The organism is Pantoea graminicola (assembly GCF_048452665.1).
Taxonomy (GTDB): domain Bacteria; phylum Pseudomonadota; class Gammaproteobacteria; order Enterobacterales; family Enterobacteriaceae; genus Pantoea.
In genome coordinates, this window is the sequence record NZ_JBLWSJ010000001.1 from 517476 (window position 1) to 530854 (window position 13379).

At 56.7% G+C, this 13379-nt stretch carries 10 protein-coding genes; 4 read left to right on the forward strand and 6 right to left on the reverse strand.

Annotation, left to right across the window (positions count from 1 at the left end; all coding sequences use genetic code 11):
- Nucleotides 1-18: 18 nt before the first annotated feature.
- The 3 genes from ldtD to ACNY69_RS02560 all read left to right on the forward strand — a co-directional run bounded on the left by ldtD (nucleotide 19) and on the right by ACNY69_RS02560 (nucleotide 3224).
- A complete protein-coding gene (gene ldtD / locus ACNY69_RS02550) occupies nucleotides 19-1830 on the forward strand; it encodes a L,D-transpeptidase (RefSeq protein ID WP_111138799.1) in 1812 nt (603 codons plus the stop codon).
- A 176-nt stretch (nucleotides 1831-2006) separates the two neighbouring features.
- Entirely contained in the window at nucleotides 2007-2555 is a 549-nt protein-coding gene (mepK, locus tag ACNY69_RS02555; RefSeq protein WP_111138798.1) for a peptidoglycan L,D-endopeptidase MepK, read from the forward strand.
- Nucleotides 2556-2594: 39 nt separating this feature from the next.
- Nucleotides 2595-3224: an MBL fold metallo-hydrolase gene (locus ACNY69_RS02560; protein WP_418797259.1), complete on the forward strand. Its 630-nt coding sequence runs from the start codon at nucleotides 2595-2597 to the stop codon at nucleotides 3222-3224.
- A 68-nt stretch (nucleotides 3225-3292) separates the two neighbouring features.
- Here the strand turns inward: ACNY69_RS02560 and ACNY69_RS02565 are convergent, their stop codons facing one another.
- From ACNY69_RS02565 to pncB, 4 genes are all read right to left on the reverse strand, one after another.
- Nucleotides 3293-4483 carry an amino acid aminotransferase gene (locus ACNY69_RS02565; RefSeq protein ID WP_111138796.1) on the reverse strand — a complete coding sequence of 397 codons (1191 nt, stop codon included), beginning with the start codon at nucleotides 4481-4483 and terminating at the stop codon, nucleotides 3293-3295.
- 231 nt (nucleotides 4484-4714) lie between these two features.
- Entirely contained in the window at nucleotides 4715-5836 is a 1122-nt protein-coding gene (locus tag ACNY69_RS02570) for a porin (protein WP_418797260.1), read from the reverse strand.
- 300 nt (nucleotides 5837-6136) lie between these two features.
- The gene (gene asnS / locus ACNY69_RS02575; protein WP_111138794.1) at nucleotides 6137-7537 is read right to left on the reverse strand and encodes an asparagine--tRNA ligase; all 1401 of its coding nucleotides are present in this window, start codon (nucleotides 7535-7537) and stop codon (nucleotides 6137-6139) included.
- Between the two features lie 156 nt (nucleotides 7538-7693).
- The gene (pncB, locus tag ACNY69_RS02580) at nucleotides 7694-8899 is read right to left on the reverse strand and encodes a nicotinate phosphoribosyltransferase (RefSeq protein WP_418797261.1); all 1206 of its coding nucleotides are present in this window, start codon (nucleotides 8897-8899) and stop codon (nucleotides 7694-7696) included.
- 243 nt (nucleotides 8900-9142) lie between these two features.
- Between pncB and pepN the strand changes: the two genes are divergently transcribed.
- On the forward strand, nucleotides 9143-11758 hold the full coding sequence (gene pepN / locus ACNY69_RS02585; protein ID WP_418797262.1) for an aminopeptidase N: 2616 nt from the start codon (nucleotides 9143-9145) through the stop codon (nucleotides 11756-11758).
- A 41-nt stretch (nucleotides 11759-11799) separates the two neighbouring features.
- Here pepN and ssuB read toward each other — a convergent pair whose 3' ends face one another.
- Both ssuB and ssuC read right to left on the reverse strand, forming a co-directional pair.
- Complete coding sequence (gene ssuB / locus ACNY69_RS02590) at nucleotides 11800-12588, reverse strand: aliphatic sulfonates ABC transporter ATP-binding protein (protein ID WP_111138791.1); 789 nt, start codon at nucleotides 12586-12588, stop codon at nucleotides 11800-11802.
- On the reverse strand, nucleotides 12585-13376 hold the full coding sequence (gene ssuC / locus ACNY69_RS02595) for an aliphatic sulfonate ABC transporter permease SsuC (protein ID WP_111138790.1): 792 nt from the start codon (nucleotides 13374-13376) through the stop codon (nucleotides 12585-12587). The genes ssuB and ssuC overlap by 4 nt, the downstream gene beginning before the upstream one ends.
- Between the last annotated feature and the right edge of the window lie 3 nt (nucleotides 13377-13379).

Sequence of the window (13379 nt, forward strand, 5' to 3'; positions counted from 1 at the left end):
GAAGATAAGGGGGCAGGGATGTTGCTGGTAAAAAAGGTTAATCATCATCGCGTTGTATCATTGTTAGCGCTGGCGCTAACCGCTGTTCCATTTACGCTACCACAAGCCGCGATTATCGCTGCACTGCCCGGCAAAACGCATGCGGCACTCTCCGTCACTGAAAGTCAGCAACGTATCCGCCAGGCTTTTTCCGGCGCCGATCAGCCATTCTATCAGGCGCCGCTGGCGGCGCTCTATGCGTCCCGCAATATGCAGCCGCTCTGGCAGGATGCCCAGGCAGTAGAAAAATTTCAGCAGCAGCTGGCTGAGGTGGCGCTGTCTGGCGTTCAGCCGCAGTTCACGCGCTGGATTGAGCGTCTGACTAACCCGGCTATTACCGGCTTTGCGCGGGATGTAACCCTTTCCGATGCGATGCTGGGTTATCTGCAGTTCGTCTCCAGTGTTCCGACCCAGGGGGAAACCTGGCTCTACAGCAATGTTCCTTACCGGCTGACGCAGCCGTCGGTCGCGGTAGTCAATCAGTGGCAGAATGCGGTCAATGCCGGAGCGGCCAGCCACTTTATAACCTCACTGCAGCCGCAGCATCCCCAGTATAAGCTGATGCACGCTGCGCTGAAGACGCTGCTCAGCGACAGACAGCCCTGGCCACAGCTGAAAAGCAGTGAAACGCTGCGTCCGGGTCAGGTCAGCGATGATGTACCGGCACTGCGTGAAATATTGCAGCGCAGCGGCATGTTAACGGCGCAGGTAAATGCACCGGCACCCGATGACGATGCGGTGCCCGTCGCACCCTCGCCGGTAACGCATAGCGACCAGCCGGTGGCGGTCAGCCCTTCTGCTGCGCCGATCAGCAATCTGATTTCCCCTGCACCGCAGTCGCCAGGTAACGTCCGCAGCCAGACACTCGAAGGCAACACGGCCAATATTTACGATGAGACGCTGGTAGCGGCGGTGAAACGTTTTCAGCAGTGGCAGGGACTGGATGGCGATGGCGCTATCGGGGCCAGAACGCGGCAGTGGCTCAACGTCTCTCCGCAGATGCGCGCGTCGTTGCTGGCGCTGAATATTCAGCGACTGCGTCTGCTGCCGGACGATATGCATAACGGCATCATGGTCAACATCCCCAACTATTCGCTGATCTATTACAACAACGGCAATAAAATTCTCTCATCGCGGGTTATCGTCGGTCGTCCCGATCGCAAAACGCCGTTGATGCGCAGCGCGCTGAACAATGTGGTGCTCAATCCGCCGTGGAACGTGCCGACGACGCTGGTGCGCAAAGATATCATTCCTAAAGTGAAGCAGGATCCAACTTACCTCTACAAGCATGGTTATACCCTGCTGTCGGGCTGGAGTGCGGATGCTGAAGTCATCGACCCCAGCATGATCGACTGGCGCATGGTAACCGCCTCCTCGTTTCCTTACCGGCTGATTCAGGCACCGGGTGAAGCCAATGCGCTGGGGCGTTATAAATTCAATATGCCCAGCTCGGATGCGATCTATCTGCACGACACGCCTAACCACAACCTCTTCCAGCGCGATATTCGTGCGCTGAGCTCAGGCTGTGTCCGGGTCAATAAAGCCTCTGAACTGGCGGGTCTGTTGCTGCAGGATGCAGGCTGGAATGATTCCCGCATTTCCAGCACCCTGAAAGAGGGCGATACCCGCTATGTGCCGATTCGCCATCGCATTCCCGTCAATCTTTACTATCTGACAGCGTGGGTCGCAGATGACGGCAAACCCCAGTTCCGTACAGATATTTACAATTATGATGACACGGCGCGTTCGGGCAGCCAGGCGCTGAGCCGGGCAGAGAAATTGCTGCTCTAGTGATTGATTTTGCATCGTTAGCGGTGCAGGGAGAAGAGGCAGCCAGAGGCGATCCTGGTGCGGGTCGCCTCGCAAACTGCTGGTGGATGGGTTGACGCTCCACTGAGAGAAAGTTATGGTTCGGCCTGTGCGCTTTTTGCACATGACTATGGCTTGACTCTCAGGTAATCCGCTACATGTCTACTATTGATTCTTTTCGTCGCAAACTACTGTTATGCGGTAGCGCCGCCGCCGGACTGGCACTCCTGCCAGCTTCTGCCAGGGCCTCACTTTCAACGTCTCGTCCGCGTGTGTTGATGCTCAATAACCTTCACACCGGTGAAACCCTTAAAACTGAATTTTTTAATGGTAAGAGTTACGACAAGGATGAGTTGTCACGATTAAATCACTTCTTCCGGGACTATCGCGCCAACAAAGTAAAAAGTATTGACCCCCATCTGTTTGACCAAATCTTTCGCCTGCAGGCCCTGCTGGGGACGCGTAAACCCATTCAGCTGGTGTCGGGTTATCGCTCTCTGGCCACCAATAATATGCTGCGGGAAAGTGGTCCCGGGGTAGCCAAGCATAGCTATCACACCAAAGGTCAGGCGATGGATTTTCATATTGAAGGGATTTCGTTAGCGAATGTACGCAAAGCGGCGTTATCTCTGCGCGCCGGTGGTGTAGGATATTATCCCCGCAGTAACTTTGTGCACATTGACACCGGGCCGATCAGGCACTGGTAACGACACCGGCAACGCTGCGTGAGCCGGTCATGGAGCGTTATGAATTACCACATTATTCCTGTTACAGCGTTTGCTCAGAACTGTTCCGTTATCTGGTGCGAGACCACGCGTGAAGCCGCGCTGGTCGACCCCGGCGGCGATGCTGAACTGATTAAGCAAACGCTGGAACAGCTTAGTCTTAAACCCGCTCAGATCCTCCTGACGCATGGCCATCTGGATCATGTCGGGGCCGCCGTGGAGCTGGCCGCCTTCTATGATGTTCAGATTGTGGGGCCGCAAAAGCGCGATGCTTTCTGGCTGGAGGCGTTGCCCACGCAGAGCCGGATGTTCGGACTGGAAGAGTGCGCGCCTTTTACCCCCGATCGCTGGCTGGAAGAGGGCGAGAGCGTGCAGGTCGGTCTGACCACGCTGGAGGTGCTGCACTGTCCGGGACACTCGCCCGGGCATGTTGTGTTCTTTGATCGTCCGGGGCGCTTGCTGATCTCCGGTGACGTCATTTTCAATGGCGGCATCGGGCGCACTGACTTCCCGCAGGGCGATCACCAGCAGTTAATCGCGGCTATCCGCAGCAAACTGCTGCCGCTGGGCGATGACGTGACGTTCCTGCCTGGTCACGGCCCAGTCTCTACGCTGGGACATGAACGCATCAGCAACCCTTTCCTGCAGTAAAGCGTCAGCGGTTTTCCTGCCATAAAAAAATGGGCCATCCGGCCCATTTTTTCGTTACGTCGTCTGCGTTACAGCACAGCGACAATCGCTTCACACAGCGCCGACATATTGTCTGGCGTCATGCCCGCCACGTTCACGCGGCCTGAGTTGACGGCATAAACCCCGAACTCTTCCCGCAGGCGGATCACCTGATCTTTGGTTAGGCCGCTGAACGAGAACATACCGTTCTGTCTGATGATAAAGCTGAAGTCGCGCTGTGCACCTTTTTCCGCCAGGGTGTTCACAAACAGCTGGCGCATGCGCTGGATGCGCTGACGCATATCCGACAGCTCCTGCTCCCAGATCGTGCGCAGCGTGTCATTGCCCAGGATCGTGGCGACCACCGCCGCACCATGCGCTGGTGGGTTAGAGTAGTTGGAGCGGATCGTATATTTCACCTGGCTGAACGCGGTATCGGCTACGCCCGCCTCCGCGGCCACCAGCGTGATGGCACCCACACGCTCGTTGTAGAGACCAAAGTTCTTGGAATAAGAGCTGGCGACAATCAGCTCCTGATGTGAGGCGGCAAAGATGCGCAGGCCTTCAGCATCTTCCTCCAGACCACGGGCAAAGCCCTGGTAGGCGAAGTCGAATAACGGCAGCCAGCCCCTGGCCTGTGAAAGCTGCGCCAGCTGTTGCCACTGCTCCGCCGTCGGGTCAATCCCGGTCGGGTTATGGCAGCAGCCGTGGAACAGCACCACATCACCCGGCTGAACCTGCTGCAGCGACGCGATCATCCCTTCAAAGTCCAGCGAATGGGTCTCTGCGTCGTAATAGTGATAGTCGCAGACTTCAAGACCGGCAGCGTGAAACACGTTGTGATGATTCGGCCAGGTCGGATTGCTGATCCAGACCCGCTTCACCGTGGTCTGCGTAGCAAGAAAATCGGCTGCAACACGCAGTGCGCCTGTACCGCCCGGCGTCTGCGCGGTGCGCGCGCGGCTGGCGGTAATCAGGGGGCTCTGGTTGCCGAACAGCAGGGCCTGCGTGCAGCGGGCGAAATCCGCCAGACCATCAATGCTGAGATAGTTTTTTGTGGTTTCGTTTTCCAGCAGGTATTGCTCAGCCTTTTTAACACTGGTCAGCACCGGGGTCTTGCCGGTTTCGTCTTTATAAACGCCGATACCCAGATTGATTTTTTCAGGGCGGTCGTCGGCACGAAACAGATCGGCCAGCCCAAGAATAGGATCGGCGGGTGCAGCAGAGATCGATTCAAACATGTGTCAGGTCCATTAGCGTGAACTTAAGCAAGAGGACTCTCAGGTTAGCGCCCGGCCGGGCAAATGCCAACCGTTTGCGAGACAAATTCCTGCATTTTGCGCTGCAGATGACGAGAGGGTCAAACCAGCGTGAAGAAGCACGGGGGAAGGTGGTGTAAAACGCGGATATCTCAAATCGCAGCCATAAAAAAACGGGGCCAGAGCCCCGTTTTTCAACATGCTGAAGCAGGATTAGAACTGGTAAACGATACCAACACCCACCACGTCGTCTGTGTTCAGATTCAGGCGGTTGTTATCATCCAGCTGGTTGATTTTGTAATCAACGTAGGTAGACATGTTTTTGTTGAAGTAGTAAGTCGCGCCAACGTCGAAGTATTTGTACAGGTCAGCATCGCCGATACCTTCGATATCTTTGCCTTTCTGCTGTACGTAAGCCAGGGATGGACGCAGACCGAAGTCGAACTGGTACTGAGCAACTAACTCAATAGTCTGAGTTTTGTTAATGGTGGCATTCGCTGAAGCAGTAGTGTTAGGTGTGGTACCAGGAATGGTAGCGGTAAAGTATGAAGAGTTACGGCCTTCACCATACATTGCTGCCAGGTAAACGTTGTTCGCATCATATTTCAGCGCGGTTGCCCAGTTCTCAGCACGTTTGCCCTGTCCGATTACGTTACCATTGACATCAGTAACACCTGCTGCCTGTGAATCAGTACGGTCGCTGCTGCTGTAAGCACCTACGATACCAACACCGATTGGTGAGGTGTAGCTGGTTGATACGCCCCAGCCGTCGCCGTTAGCACGAGTAGTATCAGTACGGTCATTTTTACCCTGATACTGAACTGCGAAGTCCCAGCCATCAACCAGGCCGAAGAAGTTGGTGTTGCGGTAGGTCAGCAGACCGGTGCTGCGGCCGTTCATGAAGTTGTCTGAGCTGCCCCAGTCACCACCGAACACTGGCAGCATATCGGTCCAGCCGATTGCATCGTAAACCAGACCGTAGTTACGGCCGTAGTCGATTGAGCCGGCATCGCCGAATTTCAGACCGGCAAAGCCCAGACGGGTTTTAGTACCGTCAGTTGCGTCATCACCTTCAGATTTGTTGGCCTGAAGGTTGTATTCCCACTGGCCGTAACCGGTCAGCTGGTCGTTGATCTGGGTTTCGCCTTTGAAGCCAAAGCGAACATAAGAGTTATCGCCGTCATCGCCCGCGTTGTCCGAGAATGTGTGACGTGCGTCGACTTTACCGTACAGGTCCAGTTTGTTGCCGTCTTTGTTATAGATTTCGGCAGCATTGGCGGCGCCGGCGGCTAACAGAGCAGGGATAACCACTGCAAGAATATTGCGCTTCATCATTATTCATTACCCTCATTGGAGTTATTTGTACACCTGCCACTGCCGTCAGGAAATCTTTACGGAACCCTGAGCGAAGTTTGGTGTCTTCCTGTGTCTGCACGCATCTTTCCATCCCCCCCGCCGTAATTCTAGCGCGAAAATGCTACTAAACTCGTAATCTGGTTTCAAAAGGAAAATATGTATTACAAAATGTAAAAAATACGGAACTTTGTGAGACAACTCAAAATTTACAAAAATAAAAAAAGGCCGGCAGTGCCGACCTCTTTATATATATGAATTTCTTATATTTAATGCCGAATCTTAGAAGCTCGCGTTGCGTGGGGTACGCGGGAAGGGGATAACGTCCCTGACATTTTGTACGCCGGTAACATAGGCGATTAAACGTTCAAAGCCCAAGCCGAAACCAGAATGTGGCACGGTGCCATAGCGACGCAGGTCACGATACCACCAGTAATCTTCTTTATTCAGGCCCATCTCTTCCAGACGCGCATCCAGCACATCCAGACGCTCTTCACGCTGTGAACCGCCGATGATCTCACCGATGCCTGGTGCCAGAACATCCATCGCTGCCACGGTTTTGCCATCGTCGTTCAAACGCATATAGAACGCCTTGATGTCTTTCGGATAGTTTTTCACCACTACCGGTGCTTTGAAGTGTTTCTCAGCCAGATAGCGTTCATGCTCAGACGAGAGGTCGATGCCCCAGGAAACCGGGTTTTCGAAGCTCTGGCCGCAGTTCATCAGGATCTCGACCGCATCGGTGTAGTCGACCTGCGCGAAATCGGTGGTGATGAAGCGCTGCAGGCGTTCTACCGCCTCCTTGTCTACGCGCTCTGCAAAGAAGGCCATATCATCGGCGCGCTCTTCCAGAACCGCATTAAAGACATACTTCAGCATGGCTTCCGCCAGGTCAGCCGCATCATCCAGTGAGGCAAACGCAATTTCCGGCTCCAGCATCCAGAATTCCGCCAGGTGACGGCTGGTGTTGGAGTTCTCTGCACGGAACGTCGGGCCGAAAGTGTAGATTTTCGACAGGGCGCTGGCGTAGGTTTCGCCATTGAGCTGACCCGACACGGTCAGGAACGCCTCTTTACCAAAGAAATCTTCGCTGAAGTCAACATGGCCCTGATCGTTACGCGGCAGGTTTTCCAGATCCAGCGTGGAAACACGGAACATTTCGCCGGCGCCTTCGGTATCGGAGGCAGTAATCAGCGGGGTAGAGACCCAGAAATAGCCGTTCTCATGGAAGAAGCGATGCAGCGCCTGCGCCAGCGTATGACGAACGCGGGCGACCGCACCGATCAGGTTGGTGCGCGGACGCAGGTGCGCCACTTCGCGCAGGTATTCGATGCTGTGGCGTTTCGCCGCCATCGGATAGCTGTCGGGATCTTCGACCCAGCCCACCACCTCCAGGCTGGTCGCCTGAATCTCAAAAGCCTGGCCCTGACCCGGCGAGGCCACCACTTTACCGGTGACGATAACGGAACAGCCCGTGGTCAGACGCAGCACTTCATCCTGATAATTATTCAGAGAATTATTGACGACAGCCTGAACGGGATTAAAGCAGGAGCCATCATAGACGGCGATGAAGGAAAGACCGGCTTTTGAATCTCTTCGGGTACGCACCCAACCACGTACGGTGACTTCACTGTCAACCGCGACGCGACCGTGCAGTACATCCGCTACAGGCACTACGCTCATAAATATCTCTCTATATAGAAGAAGTGAGTAAAAAGTTGCCCCATCCGGGGTTTTGCTATGTTACTTGCGAGTCTTCAGGAAACAAGCAAAATTCAGGGGGAAAGCGGATTTATTACAGCAGAGGCGGGGCGCATCAACGCCCCGATTAAGAGGGATTCAGCTCGCTTTTTTCACCAGTGGCAGATCAAAGGCTTTGCGCAGGGCGCGGACAAAGGCTTTATCCTGGCAGATCGTTTTACCCGGACTGTCTGAGAGTTTCGCGACCGGCTTGCCGTTGCACTGCACCAGTTTGATCACGATATTCAGCGGCGTCACGCCCGGAATGTCGCAGGTCAGGCGGGTGCCGATGCCGAACACCACGTTGGTTCGCTGACCAAAATGACGATAGAGCGCCAGCGCTTTGTCGAGGTTCAGGTTGTCTGAAAAAACCAGGTTTTTGCTGAGAGGATCGATACCGAGTTTCTGATAGTGGGCGAGCGCTTTCTCTCCCCATTCGACCGGATCGCCGGAGTCGTGGCGCAGGCCCTGATAGCGACGGGCGAAGTGCGGCCCGAAATCACGCAGGAAGGCATCCATCGCAATACAGTCCGTCAGGGCGATACCCAGCTGGTCATCATACTCATCCAGCCAGGCCTGCAGCGCCGCACGCTGGCTGTTGGCCAGCACCGGGCTGATCTGCTGAAACGCCTGAAACCACTCATGCGCCTGGGTGCCCACCGGCGTCAGCGACAGACGACGGGCCAGATCATAGTTACTGGTGCCAATCAGCCACGGAAAATCCTGCTTCAGCGTGGAGACGATCGCCTCCTGCACATCCTGCGAATAGCGGCGACGGGTGCCGAAATCCATCAGGCGGAAGCGTGACATATCGAGATCAGCGACCTCGGTTTTAAAGGCGCTGAGTTTCTGGTGCAGATGGTCGACAGCCTGCTGAGTAGTGACCTGCGGCGTGCGATGACGATGCACAATCTCGCTGATCAGCGCCAGTAACGGCACCTCCCACATAATCACTTCACGCCACGGCCCCTGGATGCGGATATCCAGCATGCCGTGGTGATTGCGTACTTCAACCTGCTCCGGGTTATAACGAAACTGGCGCAGCCAGTGAAGATAATCCTGACGGAAAAAGGGAAGATGAGACAGCCAGGTCGCTTCTTCGTCAGTCAGCGCCAGGTCTTGCATTGTGGTGATCGCGTCACGAATGTCGTCAGCGTAGAGACCCAGCTGTTCGTCGCCGCGGCAGCGAAACTCCGCCTTCACCGTGACGTCATGATAACGGTGAAAAACGGCCTGCTGCATATGGAGCTTGTAGGCATCCGTATCCAGCAGCGAGGTCAGTATCGGGGAAGCATGTCCTGTCATGGCGCGTTTCAGCATCCTGTTCGGTGGCGCAGAGCCCGGTGTTGTACACAGTCATAAAGACGCGGAAGTATAATTCACTATCTGAAGCCGATCACAGCATATTTCAGTCGGAGAGGTCGAGGCCAATCTGTGCCTTTGTTAACAAACTGTAGCCATTTAGTCATTCCGGTGCTTTGTGCGTGGCAAGCTTGTAGTAACAAGCTTAGACTTTGCCGGTAAACTTATAACAACGCGAGACGCAATATGACGCAACAGCCCCAAATTAAGTATCGCCACGACTATCGTGCGCCCGATTACACCATTACTGACATCGATTTAACCTTTGAGCTGGATGCGTCGACCACGCTGGTCACGGCCATCAGCCAGGTTAAACGACTGGGCGACAGCCAGGCTGAGCTGCGTCTGGACGGCGAAGATTTAACGCTGATTGCGCTGGAGATCGACGGGCAGCCCTGGACCGCCTTCCGGGAAGAAGAGGGCGCGCTGATCATCAGCCAGCTGCCGGACAGCTTCACCCTGAAAATCGTCAACGAAATTCACCCGGACCAGAACACCGCGCTGGAAGGGCTCTATAAATCGGGCGAGGCGCTCTGCACCCAGTGCGAGGCGGAGGGCTTCCGTCATATTACCTGGTATCTCGATCGGCCGGACGTCCTGGCCCGCTTCACCACCACGATTTATGCCGACGGTAAGCGCTATCCGTTCCTGCTCTCCAACGGCAACCGGATCGACAGCGGCCGCGATGAGCAGGGCCGCAGCTGGGTGAAGTGGGAAGATCCGTTCCCGAAACCCTGCTACCTGTTTGCGCTGGTGGCCGGCGATTTCGACGTACTGCGCGACAGCTTCACCACCCGTTCAGGCCGTGATGTGGCCCTGGAGATCTTCGTCGATCGCGGCAACCTGGATCGTGCGGACTGGGCGATGACCTCACTGAAAAACAGCATGAAGTGGGATGAAGAGCGTTTCGGCCTGGAGTATGACCTCGACATCTTTATGATTGTGGCGGTCGACTTCTTCAATATGGGCGCAATGGAGAACAAAGGGCTGAACGTCTTCAATGCCAAATATGTGCTGGCGAAAGCGGAGACGGCGACGGATAAAGATTATCTGGGGATCGAAGCGGTCATCGGCCACGAATATTTCCACAACTGGACCGGCAACCGCGTGACCTGCCGTGACTGGTTCCAGCTCAGCCTGAAAGAGGGGCTGACGGTGTTCCGCGATCAGGAATTCAGTTCCGACCTGGGTTCACGCGCGGTCAACCGCATCGACAACGTGCGTATCGTGCGCGGTGCGCAGTTCGCCGAAGATGCCAGCCCGATGGCGCACCCGATCCGTCCGGATCAGGTTATGGAGATGAACAACTTCTACACCCTGACGGTGTATGAGAAAGGATCGGAAGTGATCCGCATGATGCATACCCTGCTGGGCGAAGCGAACTTCCAGAAGGGCATGAAGCTCTACTTTGATCGTCATGACGGCAGTGCCGCCACCTGTGATGATTTCGTGCAGGCGATGGAAGATGCCTCTAACGTTGACCTGTCACAGTTCCGCCGCTGGTACAGCCAGTCCGGGACGCCTGTGCTGACGGTGCGCGACGACTATAACCCGGAGCTGGAGCAGTATACGCTGCACGTCACGCAGCACACCCCGGCGACCGCCGATCAGAAAGAGAAGCTGCCGCTGCATATTCCACTGGATATCGAACTCTATGACGGCGAAGGCAAGGTGATCCCGCTGCAGAATAACGGGCATCCGGTCTCTTCGGTGCTGAATGTCACCGAGGAGTTCCAGACCTTTATCTTCGACAACGTCTACTTCCAGCCGGTGCCATCGCTGCTGCGTGAATTCTCTGCGCCGGTGAAGCTCGACTATAAATGGAGTGATGCGCAGCTGACCTTCCTGATGCGCCACGCCCGCAACGACTTCTCCCGCTGGGATGCGGCGCAGAGCCTGCTGGCAACCTATATCCGGCTGAATGTCGCCCGCTATCAGCAGGGCCAGCATCTGTCGCTGCCGCTACATGTGGCCGACGCCTTCCGGGCGGTGCTCCTCGATGCCGACAGCGACCCGGCGCTGACCGCGCTGATCCTGACGCTGCCGTCAGAGAACGAAATTGCCGAACTGTTCGATACCATCGATCCGCAGGCAATTGCCCTGGTGCGTGATGCGCTGCAGCGTACGCTGGCCCGCGAACTGGCCGATGAGTTCTATGCTATCTACAACGCCTGTCAGCAGCCTGAATACCGTGTGGAACATCAGGCGATCGGCCAGCGCAGCCTGAAAAATGTCTGCCTGACCTATCTGGCTTTCAGCGATGCGCAGCTGGCGGATAAGCTGGTGCAGACGCAGTATGAGCAGGCAACTAACATGACTGATGCGCTGGCGGCGCTTTCCACGGCTGTGGCGGCACAGCTGCCGTGTCGTGACGCGCTGCTGGCGGCGTATGATGAGCGCTGGCATCAGGATGGTCTGGTGATGGATAAGTGGTTTGTGCTGCAGGCGACCAGCCCGGCCGCGAACGTGATGCGTAACGTGCGTAATCTGCTGAACCATCGCTCCTTTACCATGAGCAATCCAAACCGCGTTCGCTCGCTGATTGGTGCGTTTGCCTCCGCTAACCCGGCCGCGTTCCATGCCCGGGATGGCAGCGGCTATAAGTTCCTGGTCGAGATGCTCACCGATCTCAACAGCCGCAACCCGCAGGTCGCGGCGCGGATGGTGGAGCCGCTGATCCGTCTGAAACGTTACGATGAAGAGCGTCAGGCGCTGATGCGTCAGGCGCTGGAGCAGCTGCTGGCGCTGGATAAGCTCTCCGGTGACCTCTACGAGAAAATCAGCCGGGCTCTGAACGCCTGATAGCAGAAAGGCGGAGCGTCTGAGACGGCCTCCGCCTTTTTTTAGCGCTGCTGCGCGTAACGTACCGGCGATACCGGCGCCGTACGCTGCATCACCCGTTCCAGCACCTCCGCCTCCAGCTCGGCCAGCCGCGCCGACCCACGTCGCCGTGGGCGTGGCAGATCCACCTGCAGATCCAGCCCGATCTCACCCTCTTCGATCAACAGGACACGATCCGCCATCATGACGGCTTCGCTGACATCGTGCGTGACCAGCAGCACGGTGAAGTGGTGCTGCTGCCACAGTGACTCGATCAGCCCCTGCATTTCAATGCGCGTCAGGGCATCCAGTGCCCCCAGCGGTTCATCCAGCAGCAAGAGACCCGGCCGATGGATCAGGGCTCTGGCCAGGGCCACGCGCTGTTTCTGGCCGCCGGAGAGCGCGGCGGGCCACTCGTCGGCCCGATCCGCCAGTCCTACCGCCGACAGCGCCGCCATCGCCGCGCTGCGCCATTCGCGTCCGCGCAGGCCAAGCCCGACATTGTCGATCACCTTTTTCCACGGCAGCAGTCGCGCATCCTGAAACATCAGACGGGTATCGTCACGCGCCGACGCCAGCGGCGCATTGCCCGCCAGCAGTTCACCGCCCGTACTCTGCTCCAGCCCGGCCAGCAGGCGCAGCAGGGTACTTTTGCCGCAGCCACTGCGACCCACCACCGCCACAAACTGACCGGAAGGAATATGCAGGTCGATGCTGTTGAGAATGGTGCGATTGCCGTAGCGTTTACTGACGCCGTTCACGCCAACCGGCGTGCCGCTGTTCAGGCGGGCCGGTGAGAAAGTCTGGCTCATGCGTTCTCCTCCTTCAGTTGATAAGCGGGATGCCAGCGCAGCCAGACACGTTCCAGCAGCAGTGCGGCGACATCTGCCAGTTTGCCGAGCAGGGCATAAAGAATAATGGCGACGACGACCACGTCGGTCTGCAGAAACTCACGGGCGTTCATGGCCAGATAGCCGATCCCCGCATTCGCCGAGATCGTCTCGGCGACAATCAGCGTCAGCCACATCAGCCCCAGCGCAAAACGCACCCCCACCATGATGTTGGGCAGCGCACCGGGCAGGATCACCTGAATAAACAGGCTCCAGCCGGAAAGCCCGTAGCTGCGCGCCATCTCGACCAGCCCGCGATCGATATTACGGATGCCGTGATAGGTGTTGAGATAGATGGGGAACAGCGTACCCAGCGCCACCAGAAAAATTTTGGCCGACTCATCAATGCCGAACCAGAGGATCACCAGCGGGATCAGGGCCAGGTGCGGCACATTGCGCAGCATCTGTACCGAGGTGTCCAGCAGGCGCTCACCGGTTCTGGAGGTGCCGGTAATCAGGCCGAGCACCAGACCAATCGAACCGCCGATGCTGAAGCCAATCAGCGCCCGCCAGCTGCTGATGGCCAGATGCTGCCAGAGCTCACCGCTGGCAGTCAGTTGCCAGAAGGTGGTCACGATTTTCTCCGGCGCGGGCAGAATACGGTTCGATAACCAGCCGGTCTGCGAAGCGATCTGCCACACCACGACCAGCACTATCGGCAGCAGCCACGGCACCAGCGTATCGGCAAGGCGTTTTCGGGTTCTGGCCATTCT

Excerpts from the sequence above, each read along its gene's own strand:
- ldtD (WP_111138799.1), top strand. The coding sequence starts at position 19 with ATGTTGCTGGTAAAAAAGGTTAATCATCATCGCGTTGTATCATTGTTA.
- mepK (WP_111138798.1), top strand. The coding sequence starts at position 2,007 with ATGTCTACTATTGATTCTTTTCGTCGCAAACTACTGTTATGCGGTAGC.
- ACNY69_RS02560 (WP_418797259.1), top strand. The coding sequence starts at position 2,595 with ATGAATTACCACATTATTCCTGTTACAGCGTTTGCTCAGAACTGTTCC.
- ACNY69_RS02565 (WP_111138796.1), bottom strand. The coding sequence starts at position 4,483 with ATGTTTGAATCGATCTCTGCTGCACCCGCCGATCCTATTCTTGGGCTG.
- ACNY69_RS02570 (WP_418797260.1), bottom strand. The coding sequence starts at position 5,836 with ATGATGAAGCGCAATATTCTTGCAGTGGTTATCCCTGCTCTGTTAGCC.
- asnS (WP_111138794.1), bottom strand. The coding sequence starts at position 7,537 with ATGAGCGTAGTGCCTGTAGCGGATGTACTGCACGGTCGCGTCGCGGTT.
- pncB (WP_418797261.1), bottom strand. The coding sequence starts at position 8,899 with ATGACAGGACATGCTTCCCCGATACTGACCTCGCTGCTGGATACGGAT.
- pepN (WP_418797262.1), top strand. The coding sequence starts at position 9,143 with ATGACGCAACAGCCCCAAATTAAGTATCGCCACGACTATCGTGCGCCC.
- ssuB (WP_111138791.1), bottom strand. The coding sequence starts at position 12,588 with ATGAGCCAGACTTTCTCACCGGCCCGCCTGAACAGCGGCACGCCGGTT.
- ssuC (WP_111138790.1), bottom strand. The coding sequence starts at position 13,376 with ATGGCCAGAACCCGAAAACGCCTTGCCGATACGCTGGTGCCGTGGCTG.